At 26.1% G+C, this 25,698-nt stretch carries 22 protein-coding genes and 1 pseudogene; 21 read left to right on the top strand and 2 right to left on the bottom strand.

Translation table 11 applies throughout. The features are described from left to right. The first annotated feature begins 141 nt into the window (after nt 1-141). Together BLP75_RS03595 and BLP75_RS03590 are read left to right on the top strand one after the other, a co-directional pair. Nucleotides 142-981 (top strand): YihY/virulence factor BrkB family protein, encoded by an 840-nt coding sequence (locus BLP75_RS03595; protein WP_092722993.1) that lies wholly within the window; start codon nt 142-144, stop codon nt 979-981. Between the two features lie 145 nt (nt 982-1,126). After that, nucleotides 1,127-1,543, top strand: a complete 417-nt coding sequence (locus tag BLP75_RS03590) for a hypothetical protein (protein ID WP_092722991.1) — start codon at nt 1,127-1,129, stop codon at nt 1,541-1,543. A 48-nt stretch (nt 1,544-1,591) separates the two neighbouring features. Here the strand turns inward: BLP75_RS03590 and BLP75_RS03585 are convergent, their stop codons facing one another. Together BLP75_RS03585 and BLP75_RS03580 are read right to left on the bottom strand one after the other, a co-directional pair. Then, a complete protein-coding gene (locus BLP75_RS03585; RefSeq protein ID WP_092722990.1) occupies nt 1,592-2,515 on the bottom strand; it encodes a DUF5692 family protein in 924 nt (307 codons plus the stop codon). Nucleotides 2,516-2,694: 179 nt separating this feature from the next. Further along, on the bottom strand, nt 2,695-3,297 hold the full coding sequence (locus BLP75_RS03580; RefSeq protein ID WP_092722988.1) for a TetR/AcrR family transcriptional regulator: 603 nt from the start codon (nt 3,295-3,297) through the stop codon (nt 2,695-2,697). Nucleotides 3,298-3,609: 312 nt separating this feature from the next. Between BLP75_RS03580 and hypB the strand changes: the two genes are divergently transcribed. The 19 genes and pseudogenes from hypB to BLP75_RS18585 all read left to right on the top strand — a co-directional run. Continuing rightward, nucleotides 3,610-4,278, top strand: a complete 669-nt coding sequence (gene hypB, locus BLP75_RS03575; RefSeq protein ID WP_092722987.1) for a hydrogenase nickel incorporation protein HypB — start codon at nt 3,610-3,612, stop codon at nt 4,276-4,278. Between the two features lie 37 nt (nt 4,279-4,315). Next, nucleotides 4,316-7,000, top strand: coding sequence for an FAD-dependent oxidoreductase (locus BLP75_RS03570; protein ID WP_092722985.1), 2,685 nt, complete (start codon nt 4,316-4,318; stop codon nt 6,998-7,000). A 19-nt stretch (nt 7,001-7,019) separates the two neighbouring features. Beyond that, entirely contained in the window at nt 7,020-7,955 is a 936-nt protein-coding gene (locus BLP75_RS03565; RefSeq protein ID WP_092722983.1) for a DUF5692 family protein, read from the top strand. Nucleotides 7,956-7,981: 26 nt separating this feature from the next. Continuing rightward, complete coding sequence (locus BLP75_RS03560) at nt 7,982-8,323, top strand: hydrogenase maturation nickel metallochaperone HypA/HybF (protein ID WP_092722981.1); 342 nt, start codon at nt 7,982-7,984, stop codon at nt 8,321-8,323. A gap of 368 nt (nt 8,324-8,691) precedes the next feature. After that, a complete protein-coding gene (locus tag BLP75_RS03555; RefSeq protein ID WP_092722979.1) occupies nt 8,692-9,561 on the top strand; it encodes a methionyl aminopeptidase in 870 nt (289 codons plus the stop codon). A 128-nt stretch (nt 9,562-9,689) separates the two neighbouring features. Next, the gene (locus BLP75_RS03550) at nt 9,690-11,024 is read left to right on the top strand and encodes a DUF4830 domain-containing protein (RefSeq protein WP_092722977.1); all 1,335 of its coding nucleotides are present in this window, start codon (nt 9,690-9,692) and stop codon (nt 11,022-11,024) included. A 171-nt stretch (nt 11,025-11,195) separates the two neighbouring features. After that, nucleotides 11,196-11,453: a hypothetical protein gene (locus tag BLP75_RS03545; RefSeq protein WP_092722975.1), complete on the top strand. Its 258-nt coding sequence runs from the start codon at nt 11,196-11,198 to the stop codon at nt 11,451-11,453. 459 nt (nt 11,454-11,912) lie between these two features. Further along, on the top strand, nt 11,913-13,505 hold the full coding sequence (locus BLP75_RS03540; RefSeq protein ID WP_092722973.1) for a glucosyltransferase domain-containing protein: 1,593 nt from the start codon (nt 11,913-11,915) through the stop codon (nt 13,503-13,505). After that, nucleotides 13,505-13,915: a GtrA family protein gene (locus BLP75_RS03535; protein ID WP_092722971.1), complete on the top strand. Its 411-nt coding sequence runs from the start codon at nt 13,505-13,507 to the stop codon at nt 13,913-13,915. Before BLP75_RS03540 ends, BLP75_RS03535 begins: the two co-directional genes overlap by 1 nt. Before the next feature lie 11 nt (nt 13,916-13,926). Further along, nucleotides 13,927-14,853 (top strand): glycosyltransferase family 2 protein, encoded by a 927-nt coding sequence (locus BLP75_RS03530; RefSeq protein WP_092722969.1) that lies wholly within the window; start codon nt 13,927-13,929, stop codon nt 14,851-14,853. Nucleotides 14,854-14,902: 49 nt separating this feature from the next. Beyond that, nucleotides 14,903-15,790: a DUF368 domain-containing protein gene (locus tag BLP75_RS03525; RefSeq protein ID WP_092722967.1), complete on the top strand. Its 888-nt coding sequence runs from the start codon at nt 14,903-14,905 to the stop codon at nt 15,788-15,790. Nucleotides 15,791-16,005: 215 nt separating this feature from the next. Next, nucleotides 16,006-16,719 carry a LytR/AlgR family response regulator transcription factor gene (locus BLP75_RS03520; protein ID WP_092722965.1) on the top strand — a complete coding sequence of 238 codons (714 nt, stop codon included), beginning with the start codon at nt 16,006-16,008 and terminating at the stop codon, nt 16,717-16,719. Then, entirely contained in the window at nt 16,719-18,077 is a 1,359-nt protein-coding gene (locus BLP75_RS03515) for a sensor histidine kinase (protein WP_092722963.1), read from the top strand. The genes BLP75_RS03520 and BLP75_RS03515 overlap by 1 nt, the downstream gene beginning before the upstream one ends. Nucleotides 18,078-18,205: 128 nt before the next feature. Beyond that, the gene (locus tag BLP75_RS03510; protein WP_170139143.1) at nt 18,206-20,770 is read left to right on the top strand and encodes an ABC transporter permease; all 2,565 of its coding nucleotides are present in this window, start codon (nt 18,206-18,208) and stop codon (nt 20,768-20,770) included. A gap of 37 nt (nt 20,771-20,807) precedes the next feature. Continuing rightward, nucleotides 20,808-21,479: an ABC transporter ATP-binding protein gene (locus tag BLP75_RS03505; RefSeq protein WP_092722959.1), complete on the top strand. Its 672-nt coding sequence runs from the start codon at nt 20,808-20,810 to the stop codon at nt 21,477-21,479. A gap of 73 nt (nt 21,480-21,552) precedes the next feature. Continuing rightward, nucleotides 21,553-24,126, top strand: coding sequence for an ABC transporter permease (locus BLP75_RS03500; RefSeq protein ID WP_170827929.1), 2,574 nt, complete (start codon nt 21,553-21,555; stop codon nt 24,124-24,126). 5 nt (nt 24,127-24,131) lie between these two features. Beyond that, nucleotides 24,132-24,803, top strand: coding sequence for an ABC transporter ATP-binding protein (locus tag BLP75_RS03495; protein ID WP_092722955.1), 672 nt, complete (start codon nt 24,132-24,134; stop codon nt 24,801-24,803). After that, nucleotides 24,796-24,936, top strand: a complete 141-nt coding sequence (locus BLP75_RS18070; protein ID WP_170139142.1) for a hypothetical protein — start codon at nt 24,796-24,798, stop codon at nt 24,934-24,936. The genes BLP75_RS03495 and BLP75_RS18070 overlap by 8 nt, the downstream gene beginning before the upstream one ends. Before the next feature lie 124 nt (nt 24,937-25,060). Then, a pseudogene (locus tag BLP75_RS18585) lies at nt 25,061-25,537 on the top strand (ABC transporter ATP-binding protein); the annotation flags it as partial. Nucleotides 25,538-25,698: the final 161 nt, after the last annotated feature.

The raw sequence follows: 25,698 nt of genomic DNA, 5'->3' as shown, positions 1-25,698 counted from the left end.
ATTATAATAGCTTAATAAACTTAAAAAATATACACAAATAGTATAGAAAAGGTATAATTAAAACTATGTTTAAATAAATATAATAGAAGTTATAAGTCCATATAACCAATAAAATGGAATAAAGGAGAGGAGGTAAAATCTATGAAAGCAGACAGGTACAGCATCATAAATTATTTTAAAGAATCCAATTATAGTGACATAAATTCAAAAGCAGCAGAAATGTCTTTTTATTTGCTATTATCCTTTTTTCCTTTTTTAATGTTTACTATAAGTAGTATAGTATATATTCCCATACTTCATCTTAATAGATATATAGAGATTTTAAAAAATATGATGCCAGAAAGTGCATTTGACCTAGCTTATTCTATAATTAACTCTGCAATTGCAAACAAAAGCTCAAGCTTTATAATAATGAGTTTTTTTCTAACGGTATGGACGTCTTCTAGAGCTGTTAGAGCAATTATAAGAGGTGCAAATAAGTCTTATAATGTAAAAGAAACAAGATCTTATATAAAAGTATTTATAATAGCATTTTTATTTACAATAGGACTTTTATTATTAATTTTTTCATCAATGATATTTTTAGTATATGGAGAGAAAATAGGTTATTTTATATTTGGGTTTATAGGATTAGATAAAATATTTATGGATGTTTGGAATATTTGTAGATATACCATCGGGGTATCTACTATCGTTATCATATTAATAAGTTTATACAAGTACACACCAAATAAAAAAATAAGTCTAAAAGAAGCAACACCTGGAGCAATAGTTGCAACACTAGGGTGGATAATTGTGTCATTTTCTTATTCTTATTATTCTAATTATTATGCAAACTATGAAATAATATATGGGAGTATAGGGGGAATAATTGTTTTAATGACATGGCTTTATCTAAGTAGTTGGGCTATATTAATAGGGTGTGAAGTTAATGCTAGACTTTATTTCTACAAGAACAAGAAAAAAGTAGTAAATATATAATTAAGTTATGCAAAATGCACACAAGATTAAAATACGACAAAAAAATACGAAATATTACAAAATTATACACGGAAAAATTATATTTACATAATATGATATTATGAGGATAATCCTCATAATATCATATTAAGGAGATATAAATAGTATGAAAAATTGTTGTAATTATGAAAATCAAAGTAACCGAAACTGCAACTGGGAATGTAAAGAAGATAAACATTGTGGTTGGGATAATATAGATGATTGCCAAAAGTATAAAATGAGAGCTATAAAACAAAGAAAAGAAGCTGAAGAATTCAAAGAAGTAGCGAAAGGTATAGAATATAAAGCTAAATGTTTAGAAGAAGAAGCTATGGTATTAGAAAGAAAAGTTAGAGAATTATGGCAAAAGTCAGAACTATTATGGAAAGAATATGGTCAAGTGAATGATGAAATTCTCAGCTTATTAGAATTAGCAAATAAAAATCTAGAAAAATATATAGAATGTAAAAATCATGAACTAAAACCATGTCCACCAAAACCATGTCATCAAGATAATTGTTGTTGGGACTGTGATTGTGATTAGTAAATTATAGATATATTTAAAGGAGTAGAAGATTCTACTCCTTTTTTATTATTCAGCAAGTGCTTTTACATCTTCATAGCACTTTAGGTCTGTATAAAGCTCACCTTTATATGGATTGAGCTTTGTTTTTCTTACTTTGTAAATCATATAAACAAATAAAACTACATTAGCAAGAAGTGCAATTAAACTTACAATAAATAGGGCAGTTGGATTTTGTGTTGATTTAACAGCAAATTGTGATTTATCAATGAATGAAGGATATGTCATTGCAAACATACACCAAAGAGCAAGTGTTTGTGCTCTATGTTGTAACCAAGCTCCTTTCTTAAGCGTAAAGGCAGTTACAGTTGGTGCAACTAGCAATGCAATACCGCAGTACCAAGCATGATCACCTAAACAGTTATAAGTATATGCAAAATTCCAAAGATCATAGGCAATAATCCAGAACCAGCACATATCTGGCCATAACATATCTTTGCTTTTATCTTTACTAATACATATTCCTACCCAACCTGTGATTGTAATTATGTTTAAGATGCCTGCAATACCATTTAAGTAGTTCCAAGAACCACTGTACAACATTATTCCTTCAAATACTTCTTTTGTAAGGCCTAAGGAACCAATTTGAAAATCACGAGAAACGGCCTCTAAGATATTAATTGCAAGAATTAGTGGTGGAAAATATAAGACCCATTTATGACTAGTAGCATCTTTTAAATGGCGTATTAGCCAAAAACCGATACACCCTGCTAAAGCAGAATAAACCTTTGCATAGTGAAACCAGTCATTTACACTAGTATCTTTAGTTGTATTAGGCCATACAAATAATGTAAGAATTATTGGTAATATTATAAAAAGTGTAATCCCACCCCATTTATAACGACGGCCAATTTCGTTTAGTATAATTAATAAAATGAATACTAAAAATAGCATAAGCCAATTTGTAACTGGTTGTGATTCAAATAAAAACATAATTTTACCCCCAATTAAATATATAAAGTGATAAATCAGGATTATTGTAGCACCTTTAGTTAGAAAGCGAAACATGTTAGAGAGAATTTAGCATTTATTGAAAAGTATTAATATTCAGATAATTATTATTAATAGATAAATATTTTAAAATTAAAAAAGTCGCATTATAAGCGACTTTTTTAATCTGATTTTTCAGCTTTAAAATTGGAAAGGACTAAGTTTAATTCAAATTCCATTGTAGATTTAAGATTATAACTTCCCTCATTAAGACACCAGTCAAATATAGTACCTCTAGATATTCTCATAATTATCATAGTTAAATCTAGCGAAGAAATACAACTATTCAACTCACCACTTTTTAGTGAATCTTCTACAATGGATTTAACTTCTAATGATATATAACGGTCAGGCTTAGTAGAATACTTTCCTTCTATTGAAAGTAAATTTTTATATATTTCACTTACAAATACCCAACCAAGTTCCTCCATCATATTAGCACCTTCACCTAATAAAAATAATAATTTATCAAGATTTGAACAAAAACTTTTTGCTTCAAGTCTATCTATTACTAGAATATCAACTTGTTCATAAGCTGTATTAATTATTTCTGATTTTGATTTAAAGTGATGATAAAAAGCTCCTGTTGAAATTTCTGCAGCTTGGCAGATATCTTGAACTTTTACTCTATCAAAACCCTTTAACTTAAAAAGTTTAGTGGCTACTTGTGTAATTCTAAGTTTAGTTGCAATAGCTTGTTTTTGTCTACTAGTTAATTTTTTCATTACAAATACCTTTCTATAGCACTGCAATGTCAATACAGTAAATTATATAATTATTTAGTATAGCATAAAAAAGTAAATATATAATTAAAATTTGAAAAAGAAAATAAATGAAAAGTATAAGTATATATTTACAAAATATGTTAAAAATGCTACATTTTAATTACAGAATAAGATTCGGTGAAATTGAATCTGTACAAAGTGATGTTATAAAATTAACAAAAAGGAAGTGTAAAAATAAGTTAAATCAAATAGTTGATTAAAAATATACTAAGTACTTTTGGCAATACCAAGAAATATTAATGGGGGGATTTTATGGAGAAATATAAAGTTATTGAGATAAAGGAAAATGTTTTTAAAAACAATGATAAACAAGCAAAATTGCTTAGATCAGATTTAAAGAAAGATAATACTTTTTTATTAAATTTAATGTCTTCTCCAGGTTCAGGTAAAACTACAACAGTTTTAAGAACCATAGAGGCATTAAAAGATGAAATGAAAATAGGGATTATGGAGGCTGATATAGACTCAGATGTTGATGCTAATACTGTTTCAAAAACAGGAGCAAAAGTAATACAGCTACATACAGGAGGAATGTGCCATTTAGATGCAGATATGACTAAGCAAGGTTTAGTAGAACTTGGAACATATGATTTAGACTTTATAATATTAGAAAATGTGGGGAATTTAGTATGTCCAGCAGAATTTGATACAGGCTCTTCAAAAAACGCTATGATACTTAGTATACCTGAGGGACATGATAAACCTCTTAAATATCCATTAATGTTTTCCATAGTGGATGTAGTTTTAATAAATAAAATTGATGCTATAGAGTATTTTGATTTTGATTTAGACTTAGTTAAACAATATATAAAAAATCTAAATCCAAATATAAAAGTTATACCGATATCAGCTAAAACTGGGGAAGGTATAGATGAATGGGCTAATTGGATAAGACAAGAAATAAGAGTATGGAATCAGTAATATAATATAAAAATTCAAATTTTTAGGGGAGATTATTATGGCAATTAAAGAAAAGGTTCTTCAATTTGCAAATCAAGTTAGTGGGAAAAAAACAGGGTCTAGAGGTTACTTTGATGAAAATGATGCACGTTATAAAATTTTAGAGCCAGTTGTAACAGATGAAATGGCAGAAGTTTTACTTTGTATGAAGATTAGAGAAAAAATAACGGCTGAAAAAGTCGCACCTTTGTGTAAAAAAAGTGTTGAGAAGTGTACAGAGTTATTACTAGAATTATCAGAAATAGGGGTAGTTTTTGTTAATGAAATAGATGGTGTAGATACTTTTTGGTATGAAACTTGGGTACCAGGAATTATGGAAATGATGGTTAATAATAAGGAGCAGGCTAAAAAATATCCGCAAATTCCTAAAGCATTTCATGATTATGGTGTGGAAAATGGGCCAAGATCTACAGGAAGTTTTCCTCCAGGCGTAGGACTGATGCGTGTTATTCCAATAGAAACTGCGATAGATGGGGAAACAAGAAGAGCTTCATATGAGGAAATATCAAAATATTTAAATAATAGTGATAAATTTTCTGTATCAGATTGTTCATGCCGTACAGCAAGAGAAAGTATGGGAGAAGGATGTGGACATTTAAAAGAAGATATGTGTATTCAATTAGGCCATGCAGCTGAGTACTACATAAGAACAGGTAGAGGTAGAGAAATAACTAGAGAAGAGGCTTTTAAAATAATAAAAAGAGCAGAAGAAAATGGATTAATGCACCAAATACCAAACTTAGATGGTTCAGGGAAGACTCATGCCATATGTAATTGCTGTGGATGCTCTTGTTTAGCACTTAAGGGTGGAAATATGTTTGCAAATACTGATATGGTACGTTCTAATTATGTATCTAAAGTAGATAAAGATAGGTGTGTTGCTTGCGGGGAGTGTGTAGTAAACTGTCCAACTAATGCTTTGAAATTAGGTCAAAAACTATGTTCTAGCAAACCTATCATAGATAAAATAGAAAGAAAAGAAACTCCAAGAAATACTAATTGGGGACCAGAGAGATGGAATGAAGATTATAGAATTAATAGAGAAGATGTAGTAGAAAGTGGAACAAGTCCGTGTAAGACTGCATGCCCTGCACATATAGCTGTTCAAGGATACATTAAACTTGCTTCACAAGGAAGATACAAAGAAGCTTTAGAACTTATAAAACAAGAAAATCCATTTCCAGCTATATGTGGTCGTATTTGTCCTAGAAAGTGTGAATCAGCATGTACAAGAGGAGACATAGATTCACCAATTGCCATAGATGAAATTAAAAAGTTTATAGCTGAACAAGATTTAAAAGAAGAGCATAGATTTATTCCTAAGAAAAGACATGATTATGGCAAAAAGATTGCAATAATAGGTGGAGGACCTGCTGGACTTTCATGTGCTTATTATTTATCAATAGATGGATACAAGGTAACCGTGTTTGAAAAGCAAAAAGCTCTTGGAGGTATGTTAACTTTAGGAATTCCTTCTTTCAGATTGGAAAAAGAAGTAGTTAATGCTGAAATAGAAATATTAAGACAAATGGGAGTGGAATTTAAAACAGGTGTAGATGTAGGTAATGATATTACCTTAGATGAATTAAGAAAAGATGGATATAAAGCTTTCTATTTAGCAATCGGTGCACAAGCTGGTAGAAGATTAAACATAGAAGGTGAAGATGCAAAAGGTGTTATACCAGGAGTAGAATTTGTACGTGATGTTAACTTAGGAGAAGATGTAAAATTAAATGGAAAAGTAGTTGTTATTGGTGGAGGAAATGTTGCTATAGATGTTGCAAGAAATGCAACAAGAGTAGGAGCAGATAGTGTAGACATGTTCTGTTTAGAAAATCGTGAACAAATGCCTGCTTTAGAAGAAGAGATAGAAGAAGCTTTAGAGGAGAATATAGTAATAAATAACTCTTGGGGACCTAATAGAATAATTGTAGAAGATGAAAAAGTAGTAGGCGTTGAATTTAAAAAATGTATTTCTACATTTGATAAAAATGGAAAATTCGCACCAGTATTTGATGAAAATAATTTAAAAGTAATTGATGCTGATTACGTTCTAATTTCAGTAGGCCAAAGTATTTATTGGGGAGATTTACTTAAAGGAAGCAAAGCAGAGTTAAATCCTAATAATACAATAAAAGCTGATGAATTTACTTATCAAACAAATGAACCTGATATATTTGTAGGAGGAGATTCATATACGGGTCCTAGATTTGCAATAGATGCAATAGCAGCAGGTAAACAAGGAGCTATATCAATTCATCGTTTTGTTCAACCAGGACAAAGTTTAGTAAATGGACGTGATAGAAGATATTATCATGAATTTGATAAGAAAAGTTTGAAATTAGAAGGATATGATAATATGCCAAGACAAAGAGCAAATCATAAATCTGATGTAGATGAAAAAGGATCTTTCAAAGATATGCGTCTTACTTTTACAGAAGAACAAATGAAAAAAGAAACAGAAAGATGTTTAGGTTGTGGGGCTACTGTTGTAGATGAATATATGTGTGTAGGTTGTGGCCAATGTACTACAAAATGTAAGTTTGATGCTATATCATTAGTAAGAAAATATGATGCAGAAGGTGTAGCTTATGAAGATTTAAAACCAGCAGTAGTTAAAAATGTTATAAGACGAAAAGGTAGAATAATAGGAAAAAAAGTTAAGGATGTGTTTACAAAATAAAATAGAGAAGAGGTGCATTATGGGGATTTTATATGAAAAAATAACCTTTGAAGGATGGGGAATTTTCCTATTTGTATTACTTGCATTGATGGCATTCAATGAACTTGGAAGATCAACAAAATGGACGGGAATATTATTGTTTATAATAGTACCTACATTTTTAACTATTTATGTTTGGCCAACTACAGCAGCGCCAGGCAATAAATATGGAACGGGAACTTGGTTTAACTGGGTGAAAACTTATTCAGCACTAGCTGGATGTATTTGGTTTATGGCTCTTAGATATATGCCATCATTACAAAAGAAAAAATGGGCACTAGCTCTTCCAGCAGTGATTTTAGCATTAAATATATTTGAAGCTTCTATTAGAGATTTTCAAATTTTCACTTATGGATTAACTAATGGTGGAGTTGTAGATAATCTTTGGACAATATCTGGACCTTGGAATATTATGAATGGTATAGCAGGTCTACTAAATATAATTACAATTTGTGGATGTTATGGAATATTTATATCTAAAGATAAAACAAAGGATATGATATGGCCAGATATGATATGGACTTGGATTATAGCTTATGATGTATGGAACTTTGCTTACACTTATAACTGTATATCAGACCATTCGATTTATTGTGGAGCAGCTTTATTACTTTCATGCACTATACCAACTTTCTTTATAAAAAGAGGAGCTTGGCTACAACATCGTGCTCAAACTTTAGCTCTTTGGATTATGTTTGTTATGACTGTTCCTCAATTTGCTGATAGAATAGCACCAGTTCCTACAACACATAACAAGACAGCATTTTTTATAGTAAGTTTAATATCTTTAATTGCAAATGCAGCTTTAGCAATTTATCAATATAGTAAAATAAGAAGAAATAAACTTAATCCAATAAAGGATGAAATTTATAAAGATACTAATGCTTATAAAAATGTGCTTGTTGAGAATAAATAGATATAAAACAAGAGTAGGTGAAAATAGTGCACGAACTAGGGGTAGTTATAGAAGTTGTAAAAACAGTTGAAAAAGTAGCATTAGAAAATAATTTAACAAAAATAGACAGCGTGGTATTACAGATAGGAGAATTATCTTCTATGATACCTAAATATATAGAAAGTTGTTTTCCAGTGGCTGTAGACAATACAAGTTTGCAAAATACTAAGCTTAAAATACAAGTTATACCTGCAAATGGTATTTGTAAAAGTTGCAACAAAGTATTTAATGTAAAAGAAAATAATGGTCAATGTATTTATTGTAGCAGTAAAAGATGGGATTTACTTAGTGGAAAAGAATTTATTATTAAAGAAATAGTAGCATATTAAAGAAAATGTAGTTATTAAGTATTAAAACTTAGTAGCTACATTTTTTAATAGGCGTATATAAAGTAGATATTGAAATTTAAGAAAGTAATGCTCATAAAATAATCAAAAAGGTGTTTATTTGTTTTTATATTAAATTCATATAGTAAAATATATGGTTTTAAAAATATTAATAATTATTTGTGAATAAATGATATACTAAATATGGGTGAATATAAAAAATGTCTAGTCAATGATTGTACGCTTTACAATAACTTTAATGTACTTACTTTTAATTAAAAAAGATTAAAAAAATAATAATTAATAAGTAGTCAAATAAAATTTAAAATATATATTTAATAGAGATAGGCAAGATATAAGGAGGTAAGTTAATGAAATTAAACAGAAATGATGAATGTTGGTGTAAAAGTAAAATTAAATATAAAAAATGCCACATGCAATTCGATGAAAAATTAAATGAATTAAAACAAAAAGGGCATGTAGTTCCATCACATGAAATTATAAAAAATAAAGAACAAATAGAAAAAATAAAGGAAAGTGCTAAAATAAATGATGCTGTACTAGATGAGGTATCGAAGCAGATAAAAGAAGGCATGACTACTGAAGATATAAATAAAATAGTACATGAGTTCACCATAGCTCAAGGGGCAGTACCAGCTCCACTTAACTATGGAGGATTCCCAAAAAGTGTATGTACTTCAATAAATGATGAAATATGCCATGGAATACCTAGTGAAAATAGAGTTTTGAAGGATGGAGATATAGTAAATGTAGATGTTTCAACTATATATAATGGTTATTACTCAGACGCATCTAGAATGTTTATGATAGGAAATGTTAGTGAAGAAGCTAAGAGATTAGTGGAAGTAACTAAGGAATGTTTATACAAAGGAATAGAAGCTGTTAAACCATGGGGAAAATTGGGAGATATAGGTTATGCAATACAACAACATGCAGAGAAAAATGGATATTCAGTAGTTGAAGAATTCGGAGGACATGGAATAGGATTACAGTTCCATGAAGATCCTTTTGTTTGCCACTATGGAAATGCCAATGAAGGAATGGTTTTAGTTCCAGGCATGATATTTACCATAGAGCCTATGATTAATCAAGGAACAAGTGATTTATACATTGATGCACACAATGAATGGACTTCATATACTGATGATGGAAAATTATCTGCTCAATGGGAGCATATGATTTTAGTTACTGAAGATGGAGTTGAAATTTTAGCTAAGTAATTAAAAGCATTAGATCAAATAATAAAAAGTTATGTTACTAAGGATTTATGCATCTTTAGAAATATAACTTTTTATATAAAAAATAAATACATAAGAATTATAGCAGTATTAAGGGGATCATAAAAAATATGAAAAATTTAAAAAATAAAAAAACTACAACAACAATTATTATTGGTTTTGTAGTTTTAATAATAGGGATAATTTATTTAATCAATCAAAAAATACCAAAATCATATAAAGAGAAATCTTCAAATTCCATCCAAAATCAAGTTTCTTCAAATCAAAATAATAATCATAAAGATTTAATAGAAAAACTTAAAAGTACTAATAAAATAAGTGTTTATCATGATTATCATGCTGAAAGTTTAGATAAAATAAAGCCTATTTATATTAAAGATAAAAATATTATAAATGACTATTTAAATTTAATGAGTAAGAATGTGAAAAAAAGTAGCGAAGAAATGAGCGGAGGTAGTGTTAAAAATCAAAAGCTGGTATTTTATACAGACAACGAAACTATAGAAGTAAATTATAGCTATGATGATTTAGATAACTTTGGTTTTATAACTTATAAAGGAGAGGACATATATTTAGATTATGATTTCTTTAGACTTATATCAAGTACGTACAGATATTCTCCTAAAGAATCAAGTATAGATGAAGATGCTAGAAAATTATTAAAAAAATACAATTGGACACCTAGTTTTTTAATAGCTAATCATAAAATAAAAATATCTGATGATTTAAAGTATGCACCTGAAAAAGGAATAGATGAAGTATATTGGGCTTATAATTTACAATTTTCAAAGTCTATAGGGTTAGATTTTTCAAACTTATTAGGAGAAGAAGTAAATGCTGAAGTATATTATTTATTAGATCCACTTCCCGATTTAGATACTCCTATTGTTGATGCAAAGGCAGTTGTACTTAAACATAATAAAAAAATAGTAGGAGCATATATTGATTCTGGAATTTTAAACAGAGCACTTTGTAGCTTAGATAGAAAGTCATTTAAAGAAATTACAGGTTTAACTATAGAAGATTACTTAATACAAAATCATATAGACAAAAACAGTAAGTTAAATGAATCAGTACAAAATTTAAGTACTGAAGAATTGATAAAGTCTTACTATAAATCTCAAAGTGACAAGGATGTTAATAGATACTTATCAACTTTAGATATGGGAGCAATAGTTTCTTTATTAGATCCTGATGAATTTGATATACAAGCTGAGTTATTTAATAAATTGGATGAAAATAATACAATATTCAAGCATGCTAATGAAACAGAGGTTTTAGAAGTTAAGGATAATGGGGAATCTAGCGGCATAAAAGATGTTAGCGTAAAGATAAATATTTTAAAATGTAACCAAATAATTATTGATAAAGGTATATATGACATGGGAGTTAATATGAGAAAAAATGAGAATGGAGTATACAAAATTAACTCAGTAGGATTTTAATATATTTACTAAATAACTAAAGCTTAATAATAAAGTATCATGCATTGAAATTATTAAAGAAAATAAGATAATAGTTAGTTTAGGAGATTGATTTTAAATATATTATAACTATTATAAAGCTAAATGATGTAAAATAGATATTATACAAGACATAAATTTTAAGGAGAACAAATGATAAAAAGAGAATTTGAAATAAATGATATAGCATACCTTGCTAAAGATAGAAGAATAAAGGTACATGTAGATGGAAGTGACACTTATACTAAAAATATATCTTTAAAGGCAGGAGATGCTGTTAAGATATTAGACTTTTATGAAATAGATAAGTATGGTTATTCATATGAAGCTGAATTCAAAAAAGATGGAACATCATATATTATAAAAAAACATTTAAGTCAATCAGATCTAAGACCTAAAAATGAAATTTAATATAATAGTTATATAAAAAAAAATGCAAAGTGCTAATCTCATTAGGGGAGGTACTTTGCATTTTTATTTTTAATTAATAAAATTCAGTAATATACAATCTATGTATTATTTTATATCTAAAATATAAAGATAGTTAGATGATATTATAATAAAGAAAAAATATTGAAAAAGTTTGATTTTTTAGGGATAAATAAGCAACACCTTTATTTAAACTAGTATATTTTATGATGATACTTTTTTATTTTATATAAAAAATAGCAGGATTATACAAAAAACGACACTATCTTTAGTGTATAATGCTTTACGAAGAGAATTTATTTGGAGGTATATATGAAATTTTTCACATAAAATATTAGGGGTAGTGAATTAGAACTATACAAAATTAAATACAGTAAAAATTAATAGAACAAATACAAATTATAGAAGGGAGAAAATACATAATTGTATTTATAAGATAAAATGACAAAAGAATTTATGTATGAAGTTAAGAATTTTATTAAAAGTAAAAATACAATATACTGTTTTATTTCATCATTATTTTTCGGATTGTTATCATATTTATACTTTTTTACAAATAATTTAAATAATTATGATAATATAACATCTACACCAGATGGATATGGAGCGGGAACTATTAGTGGGAGATGGTTTTTAAGTAAATTTGGAGATTTTATAGAAAAAATATGGGGAAATTATAATATACCTATATTTAATGGAATGATAGCTATACTTATATTAGCAGTTACATCTTGTATAATAGTTAAGATATTTAAAATAAAAAATAAATGGTTATGTGCTTTAATAGGAGGTATAACAGTGGCTTTTCCACCTATAGCAAGTGCCATGTTTTTCTCATATACTGTTGGATATTATGCATTGGCAATACTCTTTGTTGTTTTTGGGAGTTTATTAGTAAAAGAATATAAAATTTTCGGATTTATAATTGGATCGCTTTTATTTTCTTTTTCTTTAGGTATATATCAGGCATATTATCCATTATGTGCATCTATATTTGTACTAATATTAATAAAGATGTGTATTGATTCAAAAACTACATGGAAAGAAATAATACTAACTGGATTTAAATTTTTATTTTCTTTAGCTGCTGGATATGTATTATACCGTATATTCTTAAAATATATTTTATATATAGATAATATAGAGTTGGGTTCATATCAAGGGATAAATGAAATGGGAAAAATAGATATTAATTTAATTCCACAACAAATAAAGGAAATATTTAAGTCAATATTAAGAATAACATTTATGGATTATAAGTCAATAAGTGCAACAAAAACAATACAATTTTCATTTATAGGTTTATATATAATAAATTTCATTTCACTAATATTACTAATAAAAAATAATATATTAAATAATAAATCAATACTTAAATCTATATTACTATTATTATTTATATTATTATTGCCAATAGCAATTAATTTTATAGTAGTAATGGCTCCAGATGGGTATGTATACACTTTAATGCAAATGGCATTCGTTTGTATTTTTTATCTAACAATTATTTTGGTAGAAAATTTAGATAATGACAATACATTAAAAGTCAAAAATATAGTACCTAATAAATTTAAATTAAGTAAAGTTTTAACAATTTTCACAACAGCTATAGTGTTGATATCTACATTAAACTACACGTGGCAAACTAATGGAAATTATCGTTTACTATATTATAGTAACAGGCAGTTAGAAAATTATTATCAAACTTTATTAACTAGAGTTAAATCTACACAAGGGTATAAACAAGATATGAATATTTACTTTGCAGGAAGTGATATTAATGATAAAACATTTAACAACTCAATATGGGAAAATACACCTTTTAAGTATGGTGGAAATAATGCACCATTAAATATATATTTTAAATCTAGGTACGCAACTGTACAAAATTATTTTGGATATTCATTTACTCAAATAGAGAAAGACAGTGAAGAATACAAAAAATATCAAAAATATATAGAACAAATGGATAAATATCCAAATGATGGATCAATAAAAATTATAAATAATAAGATATTTGTGAGATTTGAATAATGAATAAAATAAAATTAATGATAAAAAAATATAGAGAAATTATAATGTACATATTCATCGGAGGATGTACAACATTAGTAAATCTAGTAACTTATACAGCTATGTATAAGTTACTAGATTTCAGTATAAATATAAGCAATATTACTTCAATAGTAGTTGCAATAATATTTGCATATTTTACTAATAAAATATTTGTATTTGATTCTAAAGACAATACATTTAAAACATTGTTTTCAGAAGGTATAAAATTTATAAGTGCAAGACTATTTACGATGTTAATAGAAGTTTATGGAGTATACTTATTAGTTGTTATTAATGGAGAAAATGAATTTTTAGGTAAAATAAAAGTACAAGTTATTATTTTAGTATTAAATTATGTAATGAGTAAGTTTATAGTTTTTAAGAAATAAGGGGGGAGAATATGTATATATCTTTAGTAGTACCATGCTTTAACGAAGAGAATAACATAGAGCCGTTCTATAATGCTGTAGAGGGAGTATTTGGTAAAAATTTTGATAATACAGAACTAATATTTATAAATGATGGAAGTCATGATAATACTATGCAGGAATTAAAAAAAATTTATAATAAAAATAAAAATAATGTTAAGATAATCAATTTTTCAAGAAACTTTGGAAAAGAGGCAGCATTATTAGCAGGTCTGAAGAAAAGTACTGGAGAGTATGTAAGTATAATAGATGCAGACTTACAGCAAGATCCTAAATACTTAATACAAATGATTAAATTTTTAGATAATAATCCTCAGTATGATGCCGTTGCAGCATATCAACAAATACGTAAAGAAGATAAGATGTTAACATTCTTTAAAAATATTTTCTACAATCTAATTAATCGTATCTCAGAAGTGGAATTTGTAAAATCAGCAAGTGATTTTAGGACTTTAAGAAGAAGTGTGGTTGATGCGATTATTCAATTACCAGAGAAATGTAGATTCTCAAAAGGGATATTTTCTTGGGTAGGATTTGACACTTATTATATGGAATATCAAGTCCAAAGCAGAAATAGTGGGGAGTCTAAATGGAACTTTATGAAACTATTCAAGTATGCAATAAATGGAATAATTTCATTCTCAAATATACCACTTATAACATCATCTATCATGGGAATATTATTCTGTTTACTATCATTTCTATATATGATATTTGTAATAATAAAAACAATTATGTTTGGTGAACCAGTTGCAGGTTTTCCAACAATAGTATGTATTCTATTATTTATTTCTGGATTACAATTACTTTTTATAGGGATATTAGGTCAATATATAGCTAAAACATTCACAGAAACAAAAAATAGACCAGTATATATAATTAAAGAATATTTAGAATAATGTATAGTGAAAAATAAAGTATATAAAAATGAACTAACGGGAGAAAACAGTGATTAGATTAAATTACATTAGAGGATTTTGTATGGCAATAGCTGATAGTGTACCAGGTGTATCAGGCGGTACAATAGCATTTATATTAGGCTTTTATGATGATTTTGTGAATGCACTACACAATTTAACATCTGGAAAAAATGAAGGAAGAAAAAGTGCATTAAAATTTATATCTAATATAGGTATAGGATGGATGATAGGGTTTATAATATCAGTATTATTTATAACATCTATATTTGAAAAAAATATATATGATATAAGTTCATTGTTTTTAGGATTTATAATAGCATCTATACCGTTAATAATTAAATCAGAAATAAATACACTAGGAAATAATAAAAGGAATATTATATTCTTAATAATTGGAATAATTATAGTTGTAACTATAACTTATATGAACCCAATTACTAGTGGTGGTCAAAGTTTTTCTATTAAGTATGATAAGTTGAGTTTTATTCTTATGATATATATATTTATATCAGGGATGATAGCTATATCAGCAATGGTATTACCAGGAATATCAGGTTCTACTATACTATTAATATTTGGAATGTACGTACCAATCCTTAATGCTGTAAAACAAGTACTTAAACTAAATTTAGAATATTTGCCAGCTATAATTATATTTTCAAGTGGAATTCTAATTGGAATTATAATAGCAATTAGAATAGTAAGACACTTATTAAGGAAGTTTAGATCTCAAACAATATATTGCATTATAGGTTTAATGACAGGTTCTATATATGCAGTTATAATGGGTCCTACATCCCTAGAAGTATATAATCCACCTATGACAATAACAACATTTAACATAATATTTTTTACTATAGGATGTATATTAATTCCAGCATTAGAAAAACTTAAAGAAGTGCTTAAAAATAGCTAAAAATAGCTATTAGAATAATTAAAACTGATTAGTATTATATAATTAAAAAACAAGCATAAAAGCTTGTTTTTTTATGTTTACAAAATTATGTATTTAAAATATAAAAGAAATTGACTAAGTAGATTGACTTGAGGCAAGAAACATTATTAAATTAAATCTACACAATATGGTATAATATGGATAAAAATGTAACGATAAACTAAATGGAGATTAATATGTTAAAAATAGCAATATGTGAAGATGAGATAGAACAACAAAAAATATTAAAACAATATTTAGAGCAAATATTAAATCAAATAAGCAACAAATATGAAATATTATTTTTTAATTCAGGGGAAGCACTTTTTAAAAATTATCCACAAAATATAGATATATTTTTACTAGATATACACATGGATGAGTTAAATGGAATGGAAGTAGCCAAAAGAATTAGGCAAATAGATAAAAAAGAAGTAGAAATCATATTTACGACATCACTAATAGAATATATTCAAGAGGGGTACGAAGTGAGGGCATATAGATACCTTTTAAAACCTATAAAGTTAGAAAATCTTAAAAAACATATTATTTCATGTGTTAAAGAAGTAAATAGAAATAAGAGTAGTTATATAGCTATAAATGAAAAAAATGATGCTTATAAACTTAAAATTTCTGATATTACTTATATAGAAATTCAAAAGAGAGAAATGACAATACACACTATAAATAAAGACTATATTATAAATTCTAGTATGTCAAAAATGGAAAATGAACTTAGTAAATACAATTTTTATAGATGTCACAAGAGCTTCATGGTCAATATAGATTTTATTAAAAATATAAAACAATACGTAGCTATTTTAGAAAACAAAGAAGAAGTGCCTATAAGCCGATATAAATTTAAAGACACTAAAGCTAGATTTTTAAGTCATCTTGGGAGTGTTTTATAATGAATGAACGTTTAATATTAGAAACAATTTATAAAATAAATATTATTATTTATATAATTGTATCTTGTTTAATGATTAATAAAATACATGATAGAAAAAATAGCACTAAAAAATTAGACTATATATTGATATTTATTTTAGCTATATTTATAGTCATAACTCCATCTTTTGATTATGCCCAAGAATACCTTATTTATAGAGGGATATTACTTATATTACTAATCAAAAAAATATTTGAAATTTCATCAAAAGATGCTTTTATTTTGGGAATGTGTTTTACATTTGGATATTGGATACTAAAAGATACAATACAGTATTTGTATTATTGTGGACTAATGAATGGTATTATAAAGAATTATACTCCCATAAGTGGTGTACTTTATAACTCTATACCTTTAACTATTATATTAATTTTACTATTTAAATATTTTGACAAAATTGTAAAATCTAATTTAAATGTTAAGTACTATATTTATATTGGATTTACAGTAGTTACAAATATAGTGTGTATATTATGCTTAATAAAATCAAATAGACATATAGAAGAAATATATAATTTTATAATAAAAAATAAAATAAATACTTATATAGATAAGAATACTTATATAAATTTAAATTTTGGATCCTTTATAGGATTTACAAAAAATTCAGTTATAATAGCTATAGTATTTTGTAATATATTTTTGATTTTTATAATAAATAATATAATTAAAAAGATGAAAGATGAATCTGAAATGAAATCTTTAAATGATAAATTAGACATGCAGTATAATCACTACTTAAGTATTCAAGAATCTCAAATGAAAGTAAGACAATTATATCATGATATAAACAATCACATGGCATGTATTAAAGAACTTCAAAATGAAGATGTAAATAAATATATAGATAGTATTAATGACCAATTAAAAGAGTATAAAAATACTTTCACCACTAACAATATGATACTGGATATAATTTTAAATGAAAAAAACTCTGTGTGTAAAAAAGAAAATATAGAACTAACTTGTGATATAAATTTTTCAAAATGCAGTTTTATAGAAATGATAGATATATCATCTATTTTCTCTAATATTATAGATAATGCTATAGAAGCTTGTAAAAAAGTTGAAAATAATAGATATATAAGTATTAGAGGAACAGTAGTTAAATCTTATTATGTTATAAAGTGTGAAAATAGTAAAAATAGTAAACTTGAAATGAAAGATAAAAAAATAGTTACAACTAAAAAAGATAAATTTTTACATGGAATAGGATTAAAAAGTGCCAAATCTTCTTTAGATAAATACAATTCAGAGTTAGAAATTATAAGTGATAAAAATAAATTTATAATAAATATCTATATTCCAATAGATTAAAAATATGCTAGTTGGAACAAAAAAAATACCACTTGTGCTGGTTATATTGATTCAAAAAAATGAGAGTGTTATCTTTTAAATACAAGAGGGCGCTCTCATTTTTTGGCATAAGGAGGAATAAAAAAAATATGTTTGAGTTTAAATTAGCATTAAAGTATTTAATGAAAAATAAAAAACAATCTGTTTCAATAATAGCTTGTATAGTTGTTGCAATAGCCCTTATTTTAGGAGTTGATATTGGTTCAAATAGCATACAACTAAATCAAATAGACATGGCTAGAGATATAGCGGGGTACTACGATGGAACATTAAGAACTAATAGTAAAGAAAATATTGAAAAACTTAAAAAAATAGATGGAGTCTACAACGTAAACCCAGTTGAAGACTTGGGTCAGATTATTCCAAAAGATGGACTAACATCTAAGCTTTATACATACAATGAAAATTACTTAAAAGCATTTAACTATAAACTTGTATCGGGAAGACTTCCAAAAAACAATGGTGAAATAGTTGTAGATAAAACAATATTTGAAAAATCTAGTGAAAAAAATATATTAAATAAAAGTATTGATTCTATAAATAAAATAGAATACAAAGTAAATGGGGAAGAAAAAATTTATAGCAAAAAAAATAAATATAAAGTAGTTGGAACTATAGCAAAAGAAGAAAAATACTATACAACTGGAAATGTGGAAGCAATTGGAGGAGCAGACCTTTTTACATTTGTTAAAACTGATGAAGGCTCAATACCTAAAGATTTACAAAAATATAATATAGTATTTAATTTAAAAGGAGTTAATCCAGAGAATTTAGATGCAAAATTTTCAAAGCTAAGAGAAGATTATAATCCAAAACTAGATAGTAGTGTAGATATTAGACAAGATACTAGAAGCGGTATATCTAGTAATGAATACCTAGATGCAACTCTGAGACTATTTAAAGACCAGCAAAATAACAATGAAGTACAATCAAAAATATTTATTATAATTATAGCAGCATTTACAATAGTTAATTTCTTTAACATAATTCTTACAAAACTTACAACACAAATAGGTAGTTTAAGAGTTATTGGAATGTCTAATAAAAAAGTAATTAAGTTTTATTTAATTCAAATAGCTATATTATTTGCAATAGGTTCAATTATAGGGTTTATAAGTTCTATTATATTTGCAAGATATGCTATGTGTACAATTATAACCTTAAATATGTTTGATATAAGTGATTTTAGTAAAGTTAAATTAAATATTCCATACTTTATTGTACTTAAAGCTTTAATTATAGTTTTATTTATACTATTAATTACAGTACTTATTCCTGTTTTAAAATCACTAAGAAAATACCCAATAGATATTATAAATGCTACAGATAAAATAAAATACAAAATAAAATATAATAGTAAAATTACTAAAGCTCTTTTAAAAAATAATTTATTTAGGAAAAAAACAAAAACGTTAATATCTGTAATAGTGATAGCTTTTAGTGGGATTATGGTTATACAAAGGATTGCTACTAATTTAGATTATATTAATGAGCAAGTAGATAAACAATCATTTTACTCACCTAGTAAATACAACTATATTATAAGACCATATTTTAATACTAACGAAAGTATAAAAAAGGTAAGTGATAAAGATATTTCAAATATTAAAAATATAGATGGAGTAACAGATTTAAGAATAGATAGTTATGCTAGACAAAATTTAATAGTAAATAATGATAGATTAAGTAAAATTTATATGGATGAGTTTGGAGATAAAGAGAATAGCTTAAATACACAAGATGTTAATTCACCAATTGAGGGTATGAAAGATGTAAATAAATTAAGTGAGTTTGTAAAAGAAGGGGATATTAAAAGTTTAAATAATTCAAATAATGACTATATAAATGTTGCTATATCTAATAATTTTTATTATATGAAGGATTCATGTTATAAGCCTGTTATAAAAGATTTGAAGTTAGGAGATATACTTAGTTTTAAAGTAATAACTACAGGTGATGATGGCAACTATTATCATAAAGATTATAAATGTAGAGTTAGTGCTATTTTAGGTCATGACTATAATCTGAATTATGAAACAAATCTTTTTGGACCTAGAGTAGTTATGACTTTTGATAATTTTAGCAAAATAACTAATGGATTTTACAATCAAAAAGTATTTTTTAATGCTAAAAAAGAAAGTTACAAAAGTGTAGATAAACTTTTAGATAATGTAAAGGAAAATAATAAATATTTACATGTTTATAATGGACAAGAACATAAGAGGGAATTTAAAATTGACTATACTATGATAATATCCTTATTGGTGTTTATTTCAGCGTTATTTAACATGTATATTACTATTAGTTTAAATATAAATAATAATATAAAAGAGTTCTCTATATTAAGAGCAATAGGGTTAAATAAAAAGTCTCTTAAAAAATTAGTAGTTTTGGAGTCTATAACATATGCATTACTAGGAAGTTTAGTTGCTATTATTGTTATTGCAATAAAGGATTTTAAATATATTAAATACATTAAAGAAACAATGATAGACCATTTTGGGATGGATATAAAAATAAAATCAATATATATGCCTCCAAAAGAATCAATTATATTTACAGCAATAATAGTTTTATTTGCTTTTTTAGTAGGGTATATGAAAGCAAAATCAATAGACAAGATAAATATAATTGATGGAATAAATGAAAATTAGCATATATTGTAAATAAAATATAGAGGAGAATTGTAAAATGAAAAAAATTTTAAAAGTTGATAATATAAAAAAGATATATGGAAAAGGAGAAAGCGCAGTTAAAGCTATTGATGGAATAACTTTAGAAATAGAGAGTGAAAAATTTAGTGCAATAGTAGGTGAAAGTGGTAGTGGAAAAAGTACACTACTACATTGTATGGCAGGGCTTGATAAGCCTACTGAAGGAAATGTGTATTTAGACGACAAAGACATATATAAATTAAGTGATGACAAACTATCTAAAATTAGAGTTAAAGAGTTTGGATTTGTTTTTCAAAGTTTTAATTTAATACCAGTAGTAAATGTGTATGAAAATATAGTTTTACCTGTATCAATAGCTAATGATAAAATAGATAAAAATTATATTGATGATATTATAAAAAAATTAGGCCTAGAATCTCAAATAAAAAAATTTCCTAATGAATTATCAGGTGGGCAACAGCAAAGGGTAGCAATTGCTAGAGCATTAGCAAATAAACCCTCAATAATATTTGCAGATGAGCCAACAGGAAACTTAGATAGTAAAACGACTAAAGAAGTTATGGATATATTAAAATTTTGTGTAGATGAGTACAAACAGACTTTGGTTATGATAACTCACAATGATGAAATAGCTAAGAGTGCAGATAATATTATAACTATTAGTGATGGTAAAATTTTATTAAAATAATTAAACTAAAAGATTGATATTAATTATTTAAAATTTAATTGAAATGCATATTTTTACACAAGGAGAGTTAAATATGAAACAATCTTTAATATTAGCAATAGCATACTTAAAAAAGCAAAAAAGTAGAACTACTGCACTAATAATAGGAATTACTCTGGCTGTTATGTTAGTATTTGGGTTTAATGTAATAAGGGAAAGTCAAAGTAAAAACCAACTTGAAAGTATATATAAAACACACGGATCATATGATATAACATTTAACAACGTAAATAAAGACGTTGCAAGTAAATTAGAAAATGATAAAGCATTTAAAAATTCATCAGAATCAGCAGACCTAGGTGAAATACTAGATGAAAATGGAGCTTTGATAGAGTTGAATGCTTCAAATGAAAATTATTTAAATCAAAATATGTATAGCTTAAAAAAAGGAAGATTACCTCAGAAAGAAGGGGAAATAGCTTTAGAAGAAAAATCTATAGAAAGAATGGGGTTATCTACAGATTTAAATCAAGATTTAAAATTTAAAATCAAAAAAGAATATAAAGATAAAAATAATATAAATCAAGTTTTTATGAAAGAACATAAATTTAAATTAGTTGGTATTGTTGAGAGACCGAGTAAAGTGTATGATGAACCGTATAATTTAAGGGCATTTACTTATTTTGAAGAAGGAAAATCAAATTTAATTCCAGATAATCTTATAACTTATGATGGAGTTTTAACTTTAAAATCAGATCATAGCGGGGCTACCAATAAAGCAAATGAGTTCGATAAAATGTATAAATCAACCTATACAACAGATGAATCTTTTATTTCTGAAAATTCTCTTTTAGTTATTGCACTAGACCAATACAATAGTAGTACACAAAGTGTAGACCATACAGAAATTCTTGTTATTATAACAGCTATTTTTTTAATATATAATATTTTTAATATATCATTAACCGAAATGATAAATCAGATAGGAATGCTAAAAACAATAGGCGCTTCAAAAAAACATATACGAATGATTATAGCTTTTCAAAGTTTTATTGTGTTAATAATCGGAACTGTATTAGGGATTTTATTAGGAATAGTATTTTCATATATAGGAATTAAAATTTATAACTATCTGTTTATGGACTTTAATAAAGTAATATTATACATAAGCTTTAATAATATATTATTAGCTATAAAGGTAGGGGTATTTACCGTATTTATATCAAGTGCTATACAAATATATTCAGCAGGAAAAATTTCTCCAATAAATGCATTACGAAAAGTAGATAAATCCAGTGGAAAACAAAAAAATAGATTTTATCATAAGTGGATTAGAAAAATTTTTGGAATTAGTGGAGAGATGGCATATAAAAATGTATGGAGAAATAAAGTAAAAGCTATAGTCTCTATTTTAGCAATAAGTATGGGGGGGATATTATTTATTAATGATATGTCTAAAGCTAGAAATAATCCATTTAAATATATGGATCCTAAAATTGTTAGCATTCCTCAAGATAGTTTAAATCTAAAATATGATATATACAATACTGATGAAAACTTTGTAGGGTACACAGATAAAGATATAGAACAAATATTAAAAATAGATGGTGTTAAAGATATTAATACTAAAGTTTACTCTAACGGATTTATTAACATGAATCCAGAAAGCTTACAAAAAGCATACAAGGAGAAATATGGATTTTCAGATAAATATAAAGTTATAGAATGTTCTATGAAAATTAAGGGTTATGATGATAAACAACTTAATTCATTTAAAGAATTTATCGATAAAGGGACTATCCCATTGTCAAGCAATAAAGTAGGACAATATCCTAATGCTATGGTTTTTAACTACTACTATTGTCCGAAAGAGTATAGATATAAAGAAGCTATAAAAGGATTAAAAATAGGTGATATCATTGAAGTTAAAGTACCTGTTTTAAATGAGAAAAATATTATAGAGTACAAAAATTCTAAAATAAGAGTATCTGCTTTTTTGAATACAACATGGAGTCTAAAAGGATCTGATGTAGTAGAAGATAATTTAGACGTTATAGTTCCACAAAAAGAAGTAACGAATTATACAGGGAAAAATACATATAATGAAATATTTGTAAAATCACAAACTGATAAAAGTTCTAATATAAATAAAAAACTAAGTAATATGTTCAACGAAAAAGACTCTTTTAAAACAATTGATAGTAGATTTGCAAGAGAGAAAAAAGTAGAAGACGGAATGAAAGAACTTATGCAAACAACACTTATAGAAGTTTCATTTTTATTGTTAATAGCAGGATTAAACATATTTATAACAATTAAAACTAATTTCTTAATAAGAATGAATGAATTTGCAACTCTTAGAGCTTTAGGAATGGGTATAAAACAAATAAAAATTATGATACTTAAAGAATCACTTATTTATGCATTAACAAGTAGTGTAATTGCGATTGTAATAGGCGGGTATAACAATTTTAACTTTTTAATTATAGCAAACGAGATGTATAAGCATGGTTTTGGATCTAATAATACAATTCCAATAAAGCTTCCTATTTTAGAAGCAATTGAATTTACTATAATTGCTATAGTCATGTGTATATTAGCGACATATGTATCTAAGAAAAAAATAGAAAAACTTAATATAGTAGAAGGTTTAAAAATAAAGGAGTAAAAATAATGAATATATTAAATGTAACATGTTTAACAAAAACATATGGAAAGAGTGAAAATAAATGTGAGGCTTTAAAAGAAGTAACATTATCTATAGAGAAGGGGAAATTTACATCTATAGTTGGTCCAAGTGGTTCCGGAAAGAGTACTTTACTTCATTGCATGGCTGGATTAGATACTCCAACATCAGGAAAAGTACTATTGGATGGTCAAGATATATTTAGTTTAAGTGAAGAGAAACTTTCTGCTTTAAGAAGACAAAAACTAGGATTTATATTTCAAAGTTTTAATTTGATACCTGTAATAAATGTGTATGAAAATATAGTATTGCCTATAACTTTAGATAATAGAAAAGTAGATAGAGAATATATAGAAGGAATAGTAAGTATTTTAGGTATTAATGATAAAATGAATAAGTTTCCAAATGAATTATCAGGAGGACAACAACAAAGAGTTGCAATTGCAAGGGCCTTATCAAATAAACCAGAAATAATATTTGCAGATGAACCAACGGGTAATTTAGACAGTAAAAGTACTGAGGATGTTGTAATGCTTTTAAAGATGTGTGTAGACAAATTTGGACAAACATTAGTTATGATAACACATAATAATGATATAGCTAAATTATCAGATGTATGTATAACTATAAAAGATGGGGAGGTTTTAAAGAATGGATAAAAAATATATAATTAATGGAATTTATGATATTAGTATTAGCGATAAAAAAATCATTTTTAGCAACAATATGAATGGAATATGGATTAAAGTGCCTATAGAGTGTTATCAAGCAATTAAGCTATATATATTATAAAAAATGTTCACAATAGGTTCAGTTATAGTATTTATAAGTTCTATTAGATTTGCAAGATACGCGATGTGTACAATTATAACCTTAAATATTTTTGATATAAGTGATTTTAGTAAAGTTAAATTAAATATTCTTAGACTATAAAGACATATACAAATTAAGTGATGACAAACTATCTAAAATTAGAGTTAAAGAGTTTTGATTTGTTTTTCAAAGTTTTAACTTAATACCAGTAGTAAATGTGTATGAAAATATAATTTTACCTGTATCAATAGCTAATGATAGAATAGATAAAAATTATATTAATGATATTATAAAAAAATTAGGACTATAATCTCAAATAAAAAAGTTTCCTAATGAATTATCAGGTGGACAACAGCAAAGAGTGGCAATTGCTAGAGCACTAGCAAATAAACCTTCAATAATATTTGCAGATGAGCCAACGGGAAACTTAGATAGTAAAACGACTAAAGAAGTTATGGATACATTAAAGTTTTGCGTAGATGAGTACAAACAGACTTTGGTTATGATAACTCACAATGATGAAATAGCTAAAAGTGCAGATAGTATTATAACTATTAGTGATGGAGAAATTGTATTTTAATTATTAAAATAAATAACAATGAACTTTATAACAAGTATTCAATCTAAATTTTGGTAAATTCGGAATAGATAATAGAAAATATATCGATTTGTAATTATGGCATTCTCCCTTATATTAGAACCTTTATTGTTTTGTAACTAATAAATATTTTAATGCATACA

The sequence above is a fragment of the Romboutsia lituseburensis DSM 797 genome, from assembly GCF_900103615.1.
GTDB lineage: Bacteria > Bacillota > Clostridia > Peptostreptococcales > Peptostreptococcaceae > Romboutsia_F > Romboutsia_F lituseburensis.
The sequence above is the reverse complement of the archived record's forward strand: the minus strand, read 5'-3'. Positions and strand labels throughout refer to the sequence as shown.

Excerpts from the sequence above, each read along its gene's own strand:
- BLP75_RS03595 (WP_092722993.1), top strand. The coding sequence starts at position 142 with ATGAAAGCAGACAGGTACAGCATCATAAATTATTTTAAAGAATCCAAT.
- BLP75_RS03590 (WP_092722991.1), top strand. The coding sequence starts at position 1,127 with ATGAAAAATTGTTGTAATTATGAAAATCAAAGTAACCGAAACTGCAAC.
- BLP75_RS03585 (WP_092722990.1), bottom strand. The coding sequence starts at position 2,515 with ATGTTTTTATTTGAATCACAACCAGTTACAAATTGGCTTATGCTATTT.
- BLP75_RS03580 (WP_092722988.1), bottom strand. The coding sequence starts at position 3,297 with ATGAAAAAATTAACTAGTAGACAAAAACAAGCTATTGCAACTAAACTT.
- hypB (WP_092722987.1), top strand. The coding sequence starts at position 3,610 with ATGGAGAAATATAAAGTTATTGAGATAAAGGAAAATGTTTTTAAAAAC.
- BLP75_RS03570 (WP_092722985.1), top strand. The coding sequence starts at position 4,316 with ATGGCAATTAAAGAAAAGGTTCTTCAATTTGCAAATCAAGTTAGTGGG.
- BLP75_RS03565 (WP_092722983.1), top strand. The coding sequence starts at position 7,020 with ATGGGGATTTTATATGAAAAAATAACCTTTGAAGGATGGGGAATTTTC.
- BLP75_RS03555 (WP_092722979.1), top strand. The coding sequence starts at position 8,692 with ATGAAATTAAACAGAAATGATGAATGTTGGTGTAAAAGTAAAATTAAA.
- BLP75_RS03550 (WP_092722977.1), top strand. The coding sequence starts at position 9,690 with ATGAAAAATTTAAAAAATAAAAAAACTACAACAACAATTATTATTGGT.
- BLP75_RS03545 (WP_092722975.1), top strand. The coding sequence starts at position 11,196 with ATGATAAAAAGAGAATTTGAAATAAATGATATAGCATACCTTGCTAAA.
- BLP75_RS03540 (WP_092722973.1), top strand. The coding sequence starts at position 11,913 with ATGACAAAAGAATTTATGTATGAAGTTAAGAATTTTATTAAAAGTAAA.
- BLP75_RS03535 (WP_092722971.1), top strand. The coding sequence starts at position 13,505 with ATGAATAAAATAAAATTAATGATAAAAAAATATAGAGAAATTATAATG.
- BLP75_RS03530 (WP_092722969.1), top strand. The coding sequence starts at position 13,927 with ATGTATATATCTTTAGTAGTACCATGCTTTAACGAAGAGAATAACATA.
- BLP75_RS03520 (WP_092722965.1), top strand. The coding sequence starts at position 16,006 with ATGTTAAAAATAGCAATATGTGAAGATGAGATAGAACAACAAAAAATA.
- BLP75_RS03515 (WP_092722963.1), top strand. The coding sequence starts at position 16,719 with ATGAATGAACGTTTAATATTAGAAACAATTTATAAAATAAATATTATT.
- BLP75_RS03510 (WP_170139143.1), top strand. The coding sequence starts at position 18,206 with ATGTTTGAGTTTAAATTAGCATTAAAGTATTTAATGAAAAATAAAAAA.
- BLP75_RS03505 (WP_092722959.1), top strand. The coding sequence starts at position 20,808 with ATGAAAAAAATTTTAAAAGTTGATAATATAAAAAAGATATATGGAAAA.
- BLP75_RS03500 (WP_170827929.1), top strand. The coding sequence starts at position 21,553 with ATGAAACAATCTTTAATATTAGCAATAGCATACTTAAAAAAGCAAAAA.
- BLP75_RS03495 (WP_092722955.1), top strand. The coding sequence starts at position 24,132 with ATGAATATATTAAATGTAACATGTTTAACAAAAACATATGGAAAGAGT.
- BLP75_RS18070 (WP_170139142.1), top strand. The coding sequence starts at position 24,796 with ATGGATAAAAAATATATAATTAATGGAATTTATGATATTAGTATTAGC.